This is a genomic window from Nocardia pseudovaccinii, assembly GCF_050942345.1.
GTDB lineage: Bacteria > Actinomycetota > Actinomycetes > Mycobacteriales > Mycobacteriaceae > Nocardia > Nocardia pseudovaccinii.
Genome location: NZ_CP192074.1, coordinates 8,811,439 through 8,826,998, shown reverse-complemented (window position 1 = coordinate 8,826,998; position 15,560 = coordinate 8,811,439). Strand labels below are relative to the sequence as shown.

The 15,560-nt window shown below is 65.4% G+C and carries 11 protein-coding genes; 6 read left to right on the top strand and 5 right to left on the bottom strand.

Annotation, left to right across the window (positions count from 1 at the left end):
- Positions 1-78 precede the first annotated feature (78 nt).
- The 4 genes from ACQPZ2_RS39895 to ACQPZ2_RS39880 form a co-directional block, all read right to left on the bottom strand.
- Positions 79-1,290: a DUF7373 family lipoprotein gene (locus tag ACQPZ2_RS39895; protein ID WP_433523112.1), complete on the bottom strand. Its 1,212-nt coding sequence runs from the start codon at positions 1,288-1,290 to the stop codon at positions 79-81.
- 9 nt (positions 1,291-1,299) lie between these two features.
- Positions 1,300-2,493 carry a DUF7373 family lipoprotein gene (locus tag ACQPZ2_RS39890; protein ID WP_433523111.1) on the bottom strand — a complete coding sequence of 398 codons (1,194 nt, stop codon included), beginning with the start codon at positions 2,491-2,493 and terminating at the stop codon, positions 1,300-1,302.
- A gap of 8 nt (positions 2,494-2,501) precedes the next feature.
- On the bottom strand, positions 2,502-3,590 hold the full coding sequence (locus ACQPZ2_RS39885) for a DUF7373 family lipoprotein (protein WP_433523110.1): 1,089 nt from the start codon (positions 3,588-3,590) through the stop codon (positions 2,502-2,504).
- A 361-nt stretch (positions 3,591-3,951) separates the two neighbouring features.
- Complete coding sequence (locus ACQPZ2_RS39880) at positions 3,952-5,157, bottom strand: DUF7373 family lipoprotein (RefSeq protein ID WP_433523109.1); 1,206 nt, start codon at positions 5,155-5,157, stop codon at positions 3,952-3,954.
- Between the two features lie 143 nt (positions 5,158-5,300).
- Here ACQPZ2_RS39880 and ACQPZ2_RS39875 point away from each other — a divergent pair, with 143 nt between their 5' ends.
- A complete protein-coding gene (locus ACQPZ2_RS39875; RefSeq protein WP_433523108.1) occupies positions 5,301-6,596 on the top strand; it encodes an FHA domain-containing protein in 1,296 nt (431 codons plus the stop codon).
- Between the two features lie 166 nt (positions 6,597-6,762).
- On the opposite strand, the gene ACQPZ2_RS39870 is transcribed toward ACQPZ2_RS39875, so the two are convergent.
- Positions 6,763-8,154 carry a metallopeptidase gene (locus tag ACQPZ2_RS39870; RefSeq protein ID WP_433527646.1) on the bottom strand — a complete coding sequence of 464 codons (1,392 nt, stop codon included), beginning with the start codon at positions 8,152-8,154 and terminating at the stop codon, positions 6,763-6,765.
- Positions 8,155-8,316: 162 nt separating this feature from the next.
- Here ACQPZ2_RS39870 and ACQPZ2_RS39865 point away from each other — a divergent pair, with 162 nt between their 5' ends.
- The 5 genes from ACQPZ2_RS39865 (at position 8,317) to glmM (ending at position 15,400) form a co-directional block, all read left to right on the top strand.
- Complete coding sequence (locus tag ACQPZ2_RS39865) at positions 8,317-10,872, top strand: FHA domain-containing protein (protein WP_433523107.1); 2,556 nt, start codon at positions 8,317-8,319, stop codon at positions 10,870-10,872.
- A gap of 64 nt (positions 10,873-10,936) precedes the next feature.
- Positions 10,937-12,712 (top strand): hypothetical protein, encoded by a 1,776-nt coding sequence (locus ACQPZ2_RS39860; RefSeq protein ID WP_433523106.1) that lies wholly within the window; start codon positions 10,937-10,939, stop codon positions 12,710-12,712.
- Between the two features lie 144 nt (positions 12,713-12,856).
- The gene (rplM, locus tag ACQPZ2_RS39855; protein WP_040686710.1) at positions 12,857-13,300 is read left to right on the top strand and encodes a 50S ribosomal protein L13; all 444 of its coding nucleotides are present in this window, start codon (positions 12,857-12,859) and stop codon (positions 13,298-13,300) included.
- Positions 13,297-13,806 carry a 30S ribosomal protein S9 gene (gene rpsI / locus ACQPZ2_RS39850; protein WP_433523105.1) on the top strand — a complete coding sequence of 170 codons (510 nt, stop codon included), beginning with the start codon at positions 13,297-13,299 and terminating at the stop codon, positions 13,804-13,806. Before rplM ends, rpsI begins: the two co-directional genes overlap by 4 nt.
- 217 nt (positions 13,807-14,023) lie before the next feature.
- Positions 14,024-15,400, top strand: coding sequence for a phosphoglucosamine mutase (glmM, locus tag ACQPZ2_RS39845; protein ID WP_433523104.1), 1,377 nt, complete (start codon positions 14,024-14,026; stop codon positions 15,398-15,400).
- The last annotated feature ends 160 nt before the right edge of the window (positions 15,401-15,560 follow it).

Genomic DNA, 15,560 nt, shown 5'->3' with positions numbered 1-15,560 from the left:
CGAACGCCCGGATACGCGAGCCTCCGCCAGAAATCTAGCAAGTCGTCGGTGGGTATTCGAGTCGCATCCGAACCGTCCTCAACGGCTCTGCAGCAGGACATACTGCGCGGAGACCTTCTGGTGCAGATCCTGCAGTTGCTTCCCGAACGCCTGCACGACGTACCGATCGACCTGGAACACACACAGATTCATCGAGCCGGTCGGATTCTTCTCGGTTACTCCATCCGCGAAACATTGGACATGTTCGCCGAGTCCGGCCGGTGCAGCGACCATCTTCTGATCGGGCTTCAATGGCTGCCACGTCGTCCAGAGGTCCTCGGCGTCCTTCATGGTTTTGGTTCGGAAGACGACGGCATCGCCGAACGACACCAGATCGACGCCGTATTTCTCCAGTTCCGGCAGTGTTGCTTGGCCAGCATTCATCAACGACACCGTACCGCGGCCGCTGAAGACACCATCGGGCTCCGCGCGAATGGGTCTCTCCGGATTGCTGGGTATGGTTCGGCCGAGTAAACCCTGTGGGTCGAGCGGGATCCGTGAGAGTTCGCCGGCCGGAGTCGGCTGGAACTTGTCGAGCAGCGGGAGTTGCACTCCGAGCATCTTTTCGACCTGCGATGTCAACGCGGGCAGATCGGGTGCCGAGGTATCGTCCACCACTTTGATGTAGACGATGTACCGGTCGTGCACCGTCCATGAGCCGACAGAGGAGATGTCCGGCCGCCAATGTGCGTACGTATTCGGCTTCGAAATCGAAACGGGCTGATTGTCGGCGTTGTAGGTGAAGTCGTCGTGTTCGAGGGTCGGCCCGACTGCCGACGCGGTTTGCGCATCCGGGAACATCAGCACCGCGACATTCAGCGTTCGTCGCTTGTCCTCCTGAGCGCCCCCGGTTCGCCACGCGTTGACCCAGCCCGCGACCAAGTCCTTCGCGACATCATCGAAGGTGTCGTTGATGACGAGGCTGCCGAGGGTCTTGCGGTTGAGGACAATATGCGTCGCGATGCCCCAGGCATCCTCGACGTAGGCGGGATCGGCTTCGTACGGCAGCGCCACGTAGTCGGCCAGTCGTTGTGCCTCGCGCGCCCGAGCTTGTTTGTCGCTCTTGGCATTACCTACTTGGCGCGGCTTGGTCTGATAGTTGCCGAAATCGAGCTTCGACGCGTCCGGCTCCACGCGGACCGGCTGTCCGGTCACCTGCGAGCCACAGCCTGCCGATGCGGTAGCCAACGCCGCGACCATGCACAGCGCCACTACTATTCGCACAGCCGTCGGCCTGGTAGTGAGCTTCATGCCCTCCCCCTAACGCCCGTAAGCAAGTAGCTTGTATTGCGCAGCGGCTTTTTGGTACGCCTCTTGCACATTGGTTCCCTCGACCTTTGCGACGTATCGGTCGTACGCGAGATAGCACGCCGGCGGGTAACTGAGCGACGAGGTCTTTTTGTCCTTGGTGTCGAAACACTTCGCGTCCGGCATGTTGGGTGGCGCGTCGATCGGACGGTATCCATCGGACCGCTGATCGATAAGGGCGGCGATCAGGCGGACGGTGCTGCTGACATCACGAGTGCGAAATACCCTTTCGCCGGAGTATGCGACCAGATCGACGCCGGCATCATCGAAGGCGGCTTTGGATAGTGCCGGGAACCTCTCGGAAGGCAGCGCGCTGCGTTCGGTCATGAGCCTCGTCCGATCGATCCCGGAAATGCTCAGCTGCCGGTCTTCGAGCGGCAGGGTCCGGCCGAGTAGGCCGTCCACATCCAGCGGAAGGGACCCGAGCTGATCGATCGGCGTCGGCGAATAGTTCTTCAGTGCCTCGATACTCTTGGTGAACGTCGCCTGGGTGAAAGCGATCAGCGGCGCGGTGTCGACAGGTTCGCTGACCGGATCGGTGATGTACACGTACAGCAGCATGGTGTCGTGTGCGAGGAATGAATCCAGCGTCCGCTTACCGGGCGACCATTTCGCACGGGCGCTCGGGTGTTCCGGGATCGTCACGGTCTCGCCGGGGTCCAGCTCCGCCTGGCGGTCGGCTAGGCGACGGGCCGCGGTCTCGGCCTTGGTCGCGTCGGAGAATCGAAGCGTATCAATGATTACCGAGCTGCCGACCCACGGGTTCTTGCGGCGCTCGCCAGATGATTCCCACCCGGCGACGAGTCCTTGCGCGAGGTCGGGGAACTCCTTGCTCGAGATAGACGTCATCGTTGCCGGTGATTTCAGGGTGGTCCGCCCATCCACCGATGCCAAGCGCTGGTAAACGAACTTCCCGTCTATTTCGAAAGGTAACGGTATCGAGTTTCCGATCCGCACCGACTCCAGGTTGGCTCCCGAGTCCGCCGTGCGCGTGGATTCCATATCGCGTGGCGTTGTCGGATAGTTCCCCGAGTCCAGTTTGGTCACGTCGATGGCGGGGGTGGTCGCGTCCTTGCTGTCACCGCAGGCTGCGGTCGCGGCGAGGGCCACGGCGATCAGGGCGTACAGGCTGTGTCGGAATCGCATGTTCGGACTCACTCGCTCTTGGCCAGGATTGCGTACTGAGCGGCGGCGCGCTGGTACAGCACCGGATCCAGGTTTCCGGTGAACGTTCTCCCGACGACGACGGCCGCGTACCTCCCATAGACCACGACGCAGTATTGATCGAAATTCCTTGTGTCGTCTCTGGCATCGAGCTTGATACAGGTGGCATCGGGCAGGCCCGGTGGCGATGCGATGATCTCGTCGTTCTTACCGGCCTTGGCCAGGACGGATTGCAGGTGGAAGGCGCCGGACAGGTCGCGCGCACGATAGAGGATCGCGCCACGGCGTCCGACGAGATCGACCCCGCTCTGATCGAATGCCTTCTGCAGCTCGATGGGATTGCGCTCGAAGTGCAGTTCGCCGGACGGTTCGAAATAGCCGAAATCACTCTTGCCGATGAACGGGTCGCTGAAGTCCGGGGCCTCGGGCAGTGCGCGGCGCATGATGTTGTCCGGATCCGTCGGCAGGTCGAGCAGGTCGTCCAGTGGTACCGGCTTCTGCTGGTCCAATCGGGTGATCTGCAGGTCGATGGCTTTACCGATATTGTTCGCGACCATGGTCTGATTCGGTTGAGGGAGAGCGGCATTCGCCACGATCACGTACGGGCCGTGCGCGACGAACGAGGTCACCGTCTTGTCGTCGGGCGAGGAGGCCCGAGCATCCGAATGCCCCGGGATGGCCACCGGATGACGGCCCGGACTGCTGTTGGTGAGCTGATCGAACTGGTCGGCGGCGGCTCGCCCGGCCGCGTCGGTCGGGAAGCGCAATACCGAGATGATCAGCTTCTTACGACTGCGGAGATTACCGTTGGTACCGGAGACATAAACTCCCGCAAGGAGATTGTTGTCAGTTGCGACCGGACGATACAGTTCAGGAAAGGATTTCTCGCTGATCATCGAATCGGCATTCGCCATCAACGTCTGATTCGCGGTCACGCTGATTTCGCTGTCGATCTCGAACGGATGAACCAGATAGTTGAGCATCCGGCGCGCTTCGATCAGCCGCAGGTCGGGAATGCTGGTGATGTCGGGAGCGTAGGCAGTCGGCTCGGCGGTATACGCCCCGGTCTTCAATGTCACAACATCGACCGGCGAAAGCCCCGGCCCTGGTTGCCCTGTCACGGTCGCCGAACAACTCACGCTCGCTGCGGTTGCTGCGGCGAGCAGTGCGACGAACCCGCCTCGGTACCTCATACTTCCCCCGTTCCGGAGCTATTCTCCCCGTTCGCGTACTCCTCGCGGGATCCTACTTCACACCTCTCGTCGGCGCCGGAAGCATTTTGGGAAGGCAGCGACTCGGCTGGGCCCTCTTCACCTGCGCTTTGAGCACCGGAACTGCGTTCTGCGCGCTGGCGATATCCAGATCATCAGGCCCTTGCCGAGGAATTGTGGAGCCCGAAAGGACGGCGTCACAGACTCACACGGAGTTAGACGTGCTCTGTCAGAGGCTATTGGCCAAAAGCGCGTACTGCGCGGTCACCTTCTGTCGCACATCCGGTTCCTTATCGCTGGTGACCACACCGACATACCGCTTGTACGGGACATAACAGCGGTATTTGTACTGCCGCTCGGGATCGCCTTTGCTGTTGAGCTGCAAGCACTTCGCGCCGGGGACGTCCTTGGGTGCGTCGATCGGGTCGAAGGTGTTGCGCACCTCGTCGATCAGCCCGTCGATGAACTTCTGGGCGGCCGGATAGTCGCGGACGCGGGTGACCGAGCCGTTGTCGACGATGGCGAACCGCTCGACCCCGACCTCGTCCACCAGCTTCTGGGTCTTGGCCTCGTCCTCGGCCGACTGCACGAAGTAACTCGGCCCGTAGACCGCGAAGTTATCGGCATTCGGGGTGTGCCCACGACGATCCGCGACCACTACGCGCCCGAGCATGCCCTCCGGGTCGACCTTCAGGCTGCTGAATTTCTCCTGCGGCGTGGCCTGGAATTTGTCCAACGCGGGGACCTGGGCGTCGAGTGTCTTCTCGACCCAACTCTGCAGGTCCGAACTGTCCGCGCGGGGCCGCCCGACGAACAGCGAGATGACGAACTCCTTGTGCGCCATGAAGGTTCCGATGTTGGCAATGCCGGGACGGTAGTGGATATAGGCATCCGGGTATTTGCTCGACGTCAGTTTGCGGTTGTCGGGTGAGATGTTGATGTCGGCGTCTTCGAGTTCCCTGGCGGCGATCTTCGCGGTGGCCTCGTCCGGGAACCGGAATACGACGTTGGTGATCGCCGTGGTGTCGGCCGACGGCCGGGTCTGACCGGGCGGATCGGGCTTGTCCGAACCGCTGGTCGCGTATCCGGTGAGGTACTTGCGGTTCACCAGCACCGGCTTGGACGCGGACGCGACGTGTTCGACGGCATCGTCGATGCTGCTGAGTACCTTGCCTTCGCGCCCGTAGGTGAGCGACGGGTCGATCTTCGAACTGGCGACCACGGCCTCCGACATTCGCATGCCCTCGACCAGCGCCCCGTTCGAGCCCGCGTCCTGGTCGTATTTGTGCCGATCGACCGGATAGGTGCCGACCTCCAGTTTGCGCACGTCTTGCTCGGCCGCCAGCGGCGTACCCTGCACGCCGCTGCAACCGGCCAGCACGCCGGTCACCGCGATACAAGCCACGGCGAGCGCGATGCGCGAAGTCCTAACCATGACAGGGCCCCTCGTTCCTCCCGATGTCCATCTGAAGTTACCGGACGGACGCCGGGCAGGGGGACCCCTTAGGGCTTGGATTGCAATACCCTTGTCGATGTGGCGACGACACCGCAATGCGCACCTCCGGAAGGCCGATACCGTTGAAGGATCGGCAGGTCGAGGTCGTTGTCGGAGGTCACGCCGTCGCCCGGGTCGCGGGTGCGGTGTTGGTCGTCGCGCATCGTGGGCATGCGCGCCCGACTCCGGACGCACCCGCCGTTATCGCGCTGGAATCGCTGGCCGAACTCGTGCGCGACGCCGCCGAACAGCATCCGGAGGGGCCGGGCGCACTGGTCGCGCGGGCGGCAACCCGCTGGCTGATGACGCATGCCGAGCGGATCAGTCCCGGTGCGCCAATCGATTTCGGGATCCTGTCCGCGGCCGAGACCGGCGGGGCGGCGATCTTCCTGCACGGTGCCGTCACCGCGGTGCTCGCCGGTGACGGAACGGTCGAGCGCTATCGGGGCAGTGATGCTGCCTTCACGGTGGACCGGGTCGCATCGGTGCCCGCGCGTGCCGTCGCGCTCTTCGTCGATGACCCCGAGGGCCGTATTCCGGATGTGCCCGCAGAGCGGGGGATCGGCTGGTTGGTCGAGGGGATCGCACAGGCGGGCGGCGCGATCGTCTGGTCGGACGCGGTGCGCGGCCGGTCCGAACCGGCGCGATCGGAGCACGCGCATCCACCGCCGACCGCGCGCATCGACTCGGGACCGACCCAGCGTCCCGAGCCCGAACCGCAGCTCGAGGCCGAACATCTGACCGAGACCCGCGCCTCTACCGCGATGCTCGATTCGGTTCAGGAGCAGGAACCGGTCGACCCGCATCACGCGCCGACCCAAACGGGCGGCACCAATCCGGCCCCGCGCCCGGATCCGGATCTGCAGCGCAGGCTGGAGGCCACCGCGAAGGCCACCGCGCTCACCGTCAAGGTGCTGGGATTCAAGTGCGCGCGTGCGCATCCCAGCGATCCGCGCTCGGCGTTCTGCACGGTCTGCGGGATGCCGGTGGATCAGACACAGCAACTGATCGAGGTGGTCCGCCCGCCGCTGGGCATGCTGGTCCTAGACGACGGCATGACCTACATGCTGGCCGCGGACGCGGTCCTCGGCCGCGATCCGGAACATTCCGAACAGGCCCGCCGCGGCATGGTGCCCTTGAAGGTCGAGGATTCCTCGGGCGGCATGTCCCGCGCACACGCCGAGGTGCTGCTGGTGAATTGGGATGTGTCCCTGGTGGATCGCGGTTCCACCAATGGCACCCGCACCCGCCTGCCCGGTTACCGCGACTGGATCCGCCTACCACCCCACCAGCCGATGGGCCTGATACCCGGCACCGAAATCATGATCGGCAACCGAGTTCTGCGATTCGAACCAGCCGCACCCCCGCCATTCGGCTGACCTACTCAGGTCGCCGCGCATCTGCCCAACGCAACAACTGATTTCGTGCGGACATGGGTAACTTGCCGGGTACGGGCTGACGCGATCCGCCCGTACCGTCGGCCGCCAACGGTACTTCCTACACGTATTAGTCTGGCGCCTGAAGGTGCGGAGAGGCGGGGGAAGCTCAGGAATACCGCGACATGCAGGTGTGCTCGCCGTTGAGCACCCCGGCGCGGAACGCGTCGACCCTGGAGAACCCACTCGGTACGGTCTTGCCCTCGATATCGCTGGCCGCCAGCCCGTCGGCCAGTAGTCCGGAGACCGCCTCGTCGAGATCGCCTGCGGCCAAGACGATATCGCCCTGGGCCTGGGTCCGTCCCGGTTGCGCGAGCTTGCCGGTGACCACGCCCGAAAGGCAGGCCGCACGTAATCCGGTCTTGGCGCCGACGAGTTGCTCGCCGTTGCTCTGCTGCACGGCGAGGGTGTAGCGCGAGATGAAGACGATGTAGCCGTTGTAATCGCCGGTCACCTTGAGCGGCAACGGATCATTGTCATCGGCATCGGAGGTGCCGCGCTGCGCGAGCGCGGGCACATCGGTCGCGATGGTGTTCTTGGCCGGACAATACGAAACCGGGGGTGTGGCAACGCCGTTCTTGCAGTCGATCTTCGCGCCGGAGTAGTCGTAGGTCGGCGCCTGCTTCAGCGGCAGGATCGCGGCGAGTGCCTTGCTGAGCTCGATCAGACTGTCCTTGTCGATCGGATTCTCACCATGGCCGGGATCGTCCTTGAAGCTCTGCGGCAAATTGCCGCGGCGGCGCTCGATCTCATGCATATCAATGGCTTTGCACGCCTTCGGGCCATCGGTGAAGCCGATCTGCACCGCCGTGACCCGTTCGAATGCCGACCCGTGCACGCTCTCGGGATCATCCGGATTGGAGTCCCGAATGGCGACGGTCGCGGCCAGCACCGAGTTCAGGCCGTCGGAGGTATTGATGGTGAAGTGCTTGGATTTGCCTTCTGCCACATGGCGAATGAACGCACCAGAGAAGCAGTCCGCCTGCTGCTCCTTGACGATCACCGGGTCCTTCGCCTGCACGATTTTCGCCAGGGTCTGGATGGCGTGTCCGTATTCATGGGCGAGCACCATGATCACGGCCATCTTGCCGAAGGTGTCCTCGATCGTCGGCAACAGCACCGAGCGGTCCCAGCCGATCGAGTTGTCCAGTCGGCAGTAGGCCGCGTTCACCAGGTGATAGGTGGATTCCCTGCAGAATTCGAGCGCCTGGGTGCGCGGCGCCTTCGCGCTCCAGGAGATCAGCTTGTCGACCGGCTTGAATTCGCCGTCGAAGTCCTTGCTGTATTCCGCGCGCCAGTATGTCTGGATATCATCGATCGCGTTGAGCGCCAGGGCATCCACCTCGCCGCTGTCGCCGTTCACCGCGGTGAGCGAGCTGTCGGGGACGCCGTCGCGCGGTCCGCTCGGACCGTTCGTGGTGGGCAGCCCGGCGACCTTGAACGGATCGTCGTAGACCGAAACCGCTCGACCGTGCACCGCGCGAGTGCAGCCCGCCAACATTGCGATTACGCACAGTGCTGCGGCAATGACTGCGGTCGCTCGGAGTTTCGGCAAGGCTCCCCCTAGTCGGCCGGTCGCACGTTCATAACGGTCTCCGGATCGGGGCATAAAGGCGCATCGGGGGCACCGCCGAAGTCCGGGTGATGGAATAGTATCCGCTGCATGTCTTTACCGGGGGCGCAGACCATCACCGTGCGCCATGATGGAACCGAACGGGTCTTCGATTCGAATCAACAGGTCACGATGGGCCGCGCACCGGAAGTGACGTTGTTCGTGGACAGCCCGCTGGTCTCGCGGGTGCATGCGACGCTCGCCTGGCAGGGGAACAGCTGGGTACTCACCGACAATGGCAGCACCAACGGCGTTTTCGTGGATGCGCGGCGGTTGAGTCAGCCGGTGCCGATCAATCGGCCGACGCAGGTTCGGCTCGGTGACGCGATCAGTGGGCCGCTATTGCATCTGCTGCCCGCGACGCCGTCGGCCCGGCCGCAGCGGCCGCCTGCGGCGCAACCACCTTCACAACCGCAGTCGTCGGTGCCACCGGGTTATCAGCATCCGCGACGGACACCCCAGGCGCCGCCGCCGTCCCAGCAGCGTCCGCAACAGCAACGCCCGGAGCAACCCCCTTCGCAGTCGCAGCCCCAGCAGCAACCGCCCTCCCAACCGCAGCAGCCGAACGTCAATATGACCTTCAAGGCCGACACCTCGATGCTGCCGCCGGTCCGCACCCGCCCGTCCACCGCGCCGATCGCCAGGGCCGACCGCCTGCCGCCCGGCGGGCTGAATATCGGTCGTACCTCGGACAATCAGATCGTCGTCAACGATCCGCTGGCCTCGCGCAAGCACGCCCGACTGGTCGCGGACTCCGAGGGCCTGACCATCGAGGACCTCGGCTCGGCCAACGGCACCTTCGTCAACGGCCGTCGCGAACAGCGCACGGTGCTGCGCGAGCGCGACATCATCACCATCGGCAATATCGACTTCGTCGTCCAGCAGGGCACATTGGTGCATCGGCAGAAGCCGGTCGCCGAACAGGGCCTGCACGTGCACGGTGTCGGATTCACCGTCGAGGGCAACAAGCAGCTGCTCGTCGATGTGAATATGCAGGCGGGACGGGGCACGCTCACCGCGCTTATCGGACCTTCCGGTGCGGGCAAATCGACGCTGTCGAAATTGATCGCGGGAAGTACACAGCCCTCCGGCGGCGTGGTCACCTTCGAAGGTCGCAATCTGCACGCCGAATACGAGGCGCTGCGTTCCCGCATCGGCATGGTGCCGCAGGACGATGTGCTGCACCGCCAGCTGACCGTGCGCCAAGCCCTCGGCTATGCCGCCGAACTTCGACTGCCGCCGGACAACTCGAAGGCCGACCGCCAGCAGGTGATCGACGGTGTGCTGAAAGAACTTTCGCTCACCGAACATGCCGAGACCAGGGTGGACCGGCTCTCCGGCGGTCAGCGCAAGCGCGCGTCGGTGGCGCTGGAACTGCTCACCGGTCCGTCGCTGCTGATCCTGGACGAACCGACCTCGGGCCTGGATCCGGCGCTGGACCGTCAGGTGATGACGATGCTGCGCGAACTGGCCGATGCCGGGCGCACCGTCATCGTGGTCACCCACTCGGTGGCCTGCCTGGACATGTGTGATCAGGTGCTGTTGCTCGCACCCGGTGGCAAGACGGCCTTCTGCGGTCATCCGGCCAGCGTCGGCGCGGCCATGGGGACCAGTGACTGGGCGGAGATCTTCGGGCGGGTCGCCGCGAATCCGGATCAGGCATTCGCCGCGTACCGGTCCAGGCTGGCCTTCGCGCCACCGCCGCCACCGCCCGCGCCGCCGCGGCAGGGCTCGGCGGGCAGCCCGCCGCAATCCGGGCGCGCCAAGCAGTTCTCCACCTTGGCGCGACGGCAGGTGCGATTGATCTTCGCCGACCGCGGTTACCTGGCCTTCCTCGTGATCCTGCCCTTTATCCTCGGTGCGCTGTCGCTGGTGGTGCCGGGCAGCAACGGTTTCCAGAGCGGTCCGCTGGAGCAAGTGCAGAGCGGCAACCAGGTGCTCTTCGTCCCGTCCGGAGGCAGTGAGACGCAGCAACTGCTTGTCGTATTGATCCTGGGCGCCTGCTTCATGGGGTCCACGCTGACCGTGCGTGATCTGGTCGGTGAGCGCACCATCTTCTATCGCGAGCGCGCGGTCGGACTGCTGCCCTCGGCGTATCTGCTCGCCAAGATCGCGGTGTTCAGCATTACCGCGTTCCTGCAGGCGGCGGTGCTGGTCGGCATCACGCTGGTCGGCAAGAAGCCGCCGCTGGAGGGTTCGGTGATCCCGAACGGGCCCACCGAGCTCTATCTCGATATCGCGTTGACCGCGGTGTGCTGCGTGGTCTTCGGGCTGCTGCTGTCCAGTCTCGCGAAGTCCAACGAGCAGGTCATGCCGATGCTCGTGGTGATGATCATGGTCCAGCTGGTCATGGCGGGCGGCCTCATTCCGGTGACCGACCGGGTGGTGCTCGAGCAGGTCTCGTGGCTGTTCCCGTCACGGTGGGGCTATGCGGCCGGGGCGTCGACGGTGGATATTCGGACACTGTTCGCCAACGCGCAACCCGACGCGCTCTGGAAGCACGAGCCGAATATCTGGTATCTCGATATCGGCCTGCTCGTCGCGATAACCGCGGTATTGGCGATCATCACCTGGCGCCGGCTGCGGTTGCGGAAGTCGAACGCGTGAGGCGCCGCTCAGGCGGGCTCTCACCGGATGTGGTGAGCATGTCGCTCGCGCAGCAGGCACACTTATGCCTGTGACGGTGCGAGTTGGGGCAGTACATCTCGGATGGGATGTGGTGTCCGTTGCCGCGGGCGGCGGTGGGACACCGATCCGGCCCGTGCAGGTAGAAGGTACATACACGCCGCCGGCATATCTGCTGGCGGATTCGTCGGGTCGGCTGCATACCGCCGGAGTGGAGCGGCAGCGGCCGGATCTGGGGATGGCGATCGCCGACGTGCGTGACATCCTCGGCCATCCGCAGATCGTGGTGGCCGGTGCGACCTGGCCCGCCGAGCTGGTCTTCCGTGCCCGCATGTACAACCCGCTCGCGGCCATCGGCAAATATCTGCGCGGCAAACCGGACCTGGTCGCGCTGCCGTTCCCGGACGGCTGGCCCGACGCGAAGGTCGATGTGTACGTCGACCTGGTCGAACGGCTGGACGTCACGGTCGAACCGCTGCCGGAAAGCGTTGCGCTGTCCGGATATGTGCGTGCGCTCGGTCTGGTGCGCTCCCCGGACGATCGCAATCCACACGGCATCGGGGCGACCGGGGTGTACTCCGACGGGCGGACGATGCTGGTCGTCGCGGTGCACGGCGACGATGAGCAGCCGACCGAATCGGTCGACGTGCCGGTCACCGCGGAGGCGATGCGCGATGCGCGTTCGGCCGACAATGTGGTGATCGAGGTGATGGCCGCGGCCCGCTCGATCGGCGCGGACACCTCGACGGTGCTGCTGTCCGGCAATGTCTGCTTCAACGACGCGCTGCGATTGGCGTTCCAGAACCACCTCGGGCACCGGTTGCATGTGGCCGATCACCCGATGCACGCGCTGGTACTCGGGGCCTCGCATCTGCTGGTGACCGATAACGAGAACGGTGAGCCGGAATCGGCGGGACGGCATGCCGAGCCCGCAGCGCCGCCGCGGGTGCGGCAGGTGGAGCCGACGCAGTATCAGGCCGAATCGGCACAGCAGCAGGCGCTTTCGGTGCAGCGGCAGGTGGAGGCCGCGCAAGCACAGGCGTTGTCGGCGCAGCGGCAGGCCGAGACGTCGCAGCCGTCTCGTTCGGAGCAGGTGGGGCAGGGGCGTCCCGATCAAGGGCCGGTTCGGCCGGAGCAGGGGCAGGGCCAGCGCGAGGCCGGGCAGTCGCATCCGCCGGTGGTCCAGTACGGGCCCGGATATCCGACCGTCCAACCGTCGACCGAGCCGACGGGGGAGGAGCCGACCACCCGGGTCAGCCGGGAGTCCTTGCCGCCGAACCTCGCCGAGTTGGGTAGCCGATTCACCCGCCCGCCCGGGCAGTATCCGGACGAACAGCGGCCCAGCGTTATCGGTCGGCCTCCCACACCTCAGGGACCGGTGCCGCCGCCGGGTCCGCGCGTTCCCTATCAGCCACAGCAGGACCAACCTCCGCAGTCGGAGTGGCATCCGCACGAATCGGACGATGACGCGGACAAACCGCGCAAGGGCAAGCGCTGGGGCAAACTGTTCGGCGCGCCGGCGGTGGCCGGTGCCGCCGTGCTGGCCGCGATGGCCATGCCCTCCGGTGCTGACCGGGTCGAACTGGCCGCTTCGGTCGCCGGGACACCGGTCTCCTGCCCATTGACCCCATACGTCACCAATGAGCAGCGTGCAGGCATTGCCGCGGCTCGCGGATACGACCCGGGCCTGGTGTCGGAACAAGACGATTCCGGATTCGACGCCGCGGGTGCGGAGTGCGCGCAGCCGAGCATCGACGTCCCCCGCTACGTGGTACCGGGCCCGCCCGGCGCCATCGACCACGGCCCGCCGATCGAGATCTGACCGGTTTCATACCGCTGGGGCATGGCTGGTATTGTGGCCCGTTGGCGTGTGGAAGTACGTCGAGCCCTGGGTCTCCACCGGCCGCCGGGAACCGCTCGACTGCACGCCGTGGCTGGCAACACCGACTACAGACAGGGAACCACTGTGCCTACGTACAGCCCCAAGGCGGGTGACGTGACCCGTAAGTGGTACGTCATCGACGCCACTGACGTAGTGCTCGGCCGTCTCGCCGTCCAGGCAGCGAATCTGCTGCGCGGCAAGACCAAGCCGACCTACGCGCCGAACTTCGATGGTGGCGACTTCGTCATCATCATCAACGCCGACAAGGTTGCCATCTCCGGCAACAAGAAGGCGGACAAGCTGATCCACCACCACAGCGGACACCCGGGCGGCCTCAAGTCGCGCACTGTCGGTCAGGTGTTGGAGTCGCGCCCCGATCGTCTCGTGGAGAAGGCCGTCAAGGGCATGATCCCGAAGAACAAGCTCGGCAACGCCATCGCGGGCAAGCTGAAGGTCTACGCGGGCCCGACGCATCCGCACGCCGCTCAGCAGCCCATTCCGTTCGAGATCAAGCAGGTGGCCCAGTGACCGCTCCTGAGGAATTCAACGAGTCCGACGAATACGCAGCCGAGGACGCCAACGTCGAGGTCGTCGACGAGGACTACGGCTACGAGGCCGAGCCCGCCGCCTACGCCCCGATCGTGATCGACCGCCCGGTGCAGACCGTCGGTCGTCGCAAGGAGGCCGTCGTTCGCGTGCGTCTGCTGCCGGGTACCGGCAACTTCGTGCTCAACGGCCGCACCATCGAGGACTACTTCCCGAACAAGGTGCACCAGCAGCTGGTCAAGTCGCCGCTGGTGACCGTCGAGCGGACCGAGTCCTTCGACATCCACGCGCGTCTCGTCGGCGGTGGCCCCTCGGGCCAGGCCGGTGCGCTGCGTCTGGCCATCGCCCGTGCGCTCATCGAGGTCACCCCGGACGACCGCCCCGCCCTGAAGCGGGCCGGCTTCCTGACGCGTGACCCGCGTGCTACCGAGCGTAAGAAGTACGGCCTCAAGAAGGCCCGTAAGGCGCCCCAGTACTCGAAGCGCTGATTTTGGCTACGTCGGCCACCGCCATCCGGCACCCTGGAGGTGTCGGAGGCGGTACGGTCGGCGGGGCACCTGTGCGAGAGCAGGCTCCCAGCACGGCTGGGCGCCTGCTCTCGTGCTGTATCTATTTGCGGCGTTTGCGGGGCCCTGCGTGGTTACGCGGGCTGCCGCCTCCGTGCCCGTCGCGCACGCCGCGGATCTACGATGAGGGGCGAGGGTAGTGGGACGTTTGTTCGGCACCGACGGAGTCCGTGGGCTTGCCAATGAATCGCTGAGTCCGGAACTGGCGCTGCGGGTTTCCGGTGCCGCCGCGCAGATCCTGAGTCGCGGCAAGGAGCGCGCGCTCGCCGTGGTCGGTCGCGATCCACGCGCCAGCGGTGAGATGCTCGAGGCCGCGGTCACCGCGGGTCTGACCGCCGCGGGCGTGAATGTGCTTTCGGTAGGTGTACTTCCGACTCCGGCCGTGGCGTATCTGACCGGTCTGTACGACGCCTGCCTCGGCGTAATGATCTCGGCCTCGCACAATCCCATGCCGGACAACGGAATCAAGATCTTCGCGGCCGGTGGGCACAAGCTCGACGACGCGATCGAGGATCGGATCGAGGCGTTGATCGCCGAAGACGCGACGCTGCGGCCGATCGGTGCGGGGATCGGTCGCGTGTTGAACGCTTCCGGCGCTCGCGATCACGGGCTGGTGATCCCGAATCAATACAGCGAGGCGGGCACGCACGAGCGGTATGTCGAGCATCTGGTCGAGGCGACCGGACAGGACCTGTCCGGGCTGACCGTCGTCGTCGACTGTGCGCACGGCGCGGCCTCCGAGGTCGGACCCGCGGCCTACCGTGCGGCCGGTGCGACGGTCATCGCGATCAGTGCCGAACCGGACGGCCTCAACATCAATGATGGTTGCGGCTCAACGCATCTCGAACAAATTCAGCACGCGGTACGCGAGCACGGCGCCGACCTCGGCATCGCACACGACGGCGATGCCGACCGCACGTTGGCCGTCGATGCCGACGGCGCCGTCGTCGACGGTGACGCGATCCTGGCCATCCTCGCGCTTGCCATGCACGAGACCGGTTCGCTCGTCCAGAACACGCTGGTCGCCACGGTCATGAGCAATCTGGGCCTGCACATCGCGATGCGCGAAGCGGGAATCACCTTGCGCACCACCGCCGTTGGCGACCGGTACGTCCTCGAGGAGTTGCGTCGCGGCGGCTACAACCTCGGCGGTGAACAGTCCGGCCACGTGGTTTTCCCCGACTACGGCACCACCGGCGACGGCATCCTCACCGGATTGAAACTGATGGCTCGTATGGCGCAAACCGGCCGCACGCTGGCCGATTTGGCTTCGGTGCTGCAGACCGTGCCGCAGGTGCTGGTGAATGTCCCGGTTACCGACAAGGCCACGGTCGCCGCCGCCCCCGAAATCCGCGAGGCGGTAGCGGAAGCCGAACGAGCCCTCGGGGACTCCGGGCGAATCCTGTTGCGCCCCAGTGGAACCGAGCAACTGGTTCGGGTGATGGTCGAGGCGACCGACCCGGTTCAAGCCCAGCAGTTGGCCGACGATCTGGCCAAGCGCGTCGCCGCGGTGTAGTTGGGGAATCGGCCGCACGTCCTGGCCGCTTTGGGTGGCGGGACCGGTACGAGGCCCGAAGGTTCGCTGCGGCACGGCGAGTTGTCCACAGGGAATCGGTTATCCACAGACTTTCTGTCTGCGCTGGTCGGGCACCGAGGGCGAGGTTCGGTTTCGCCGA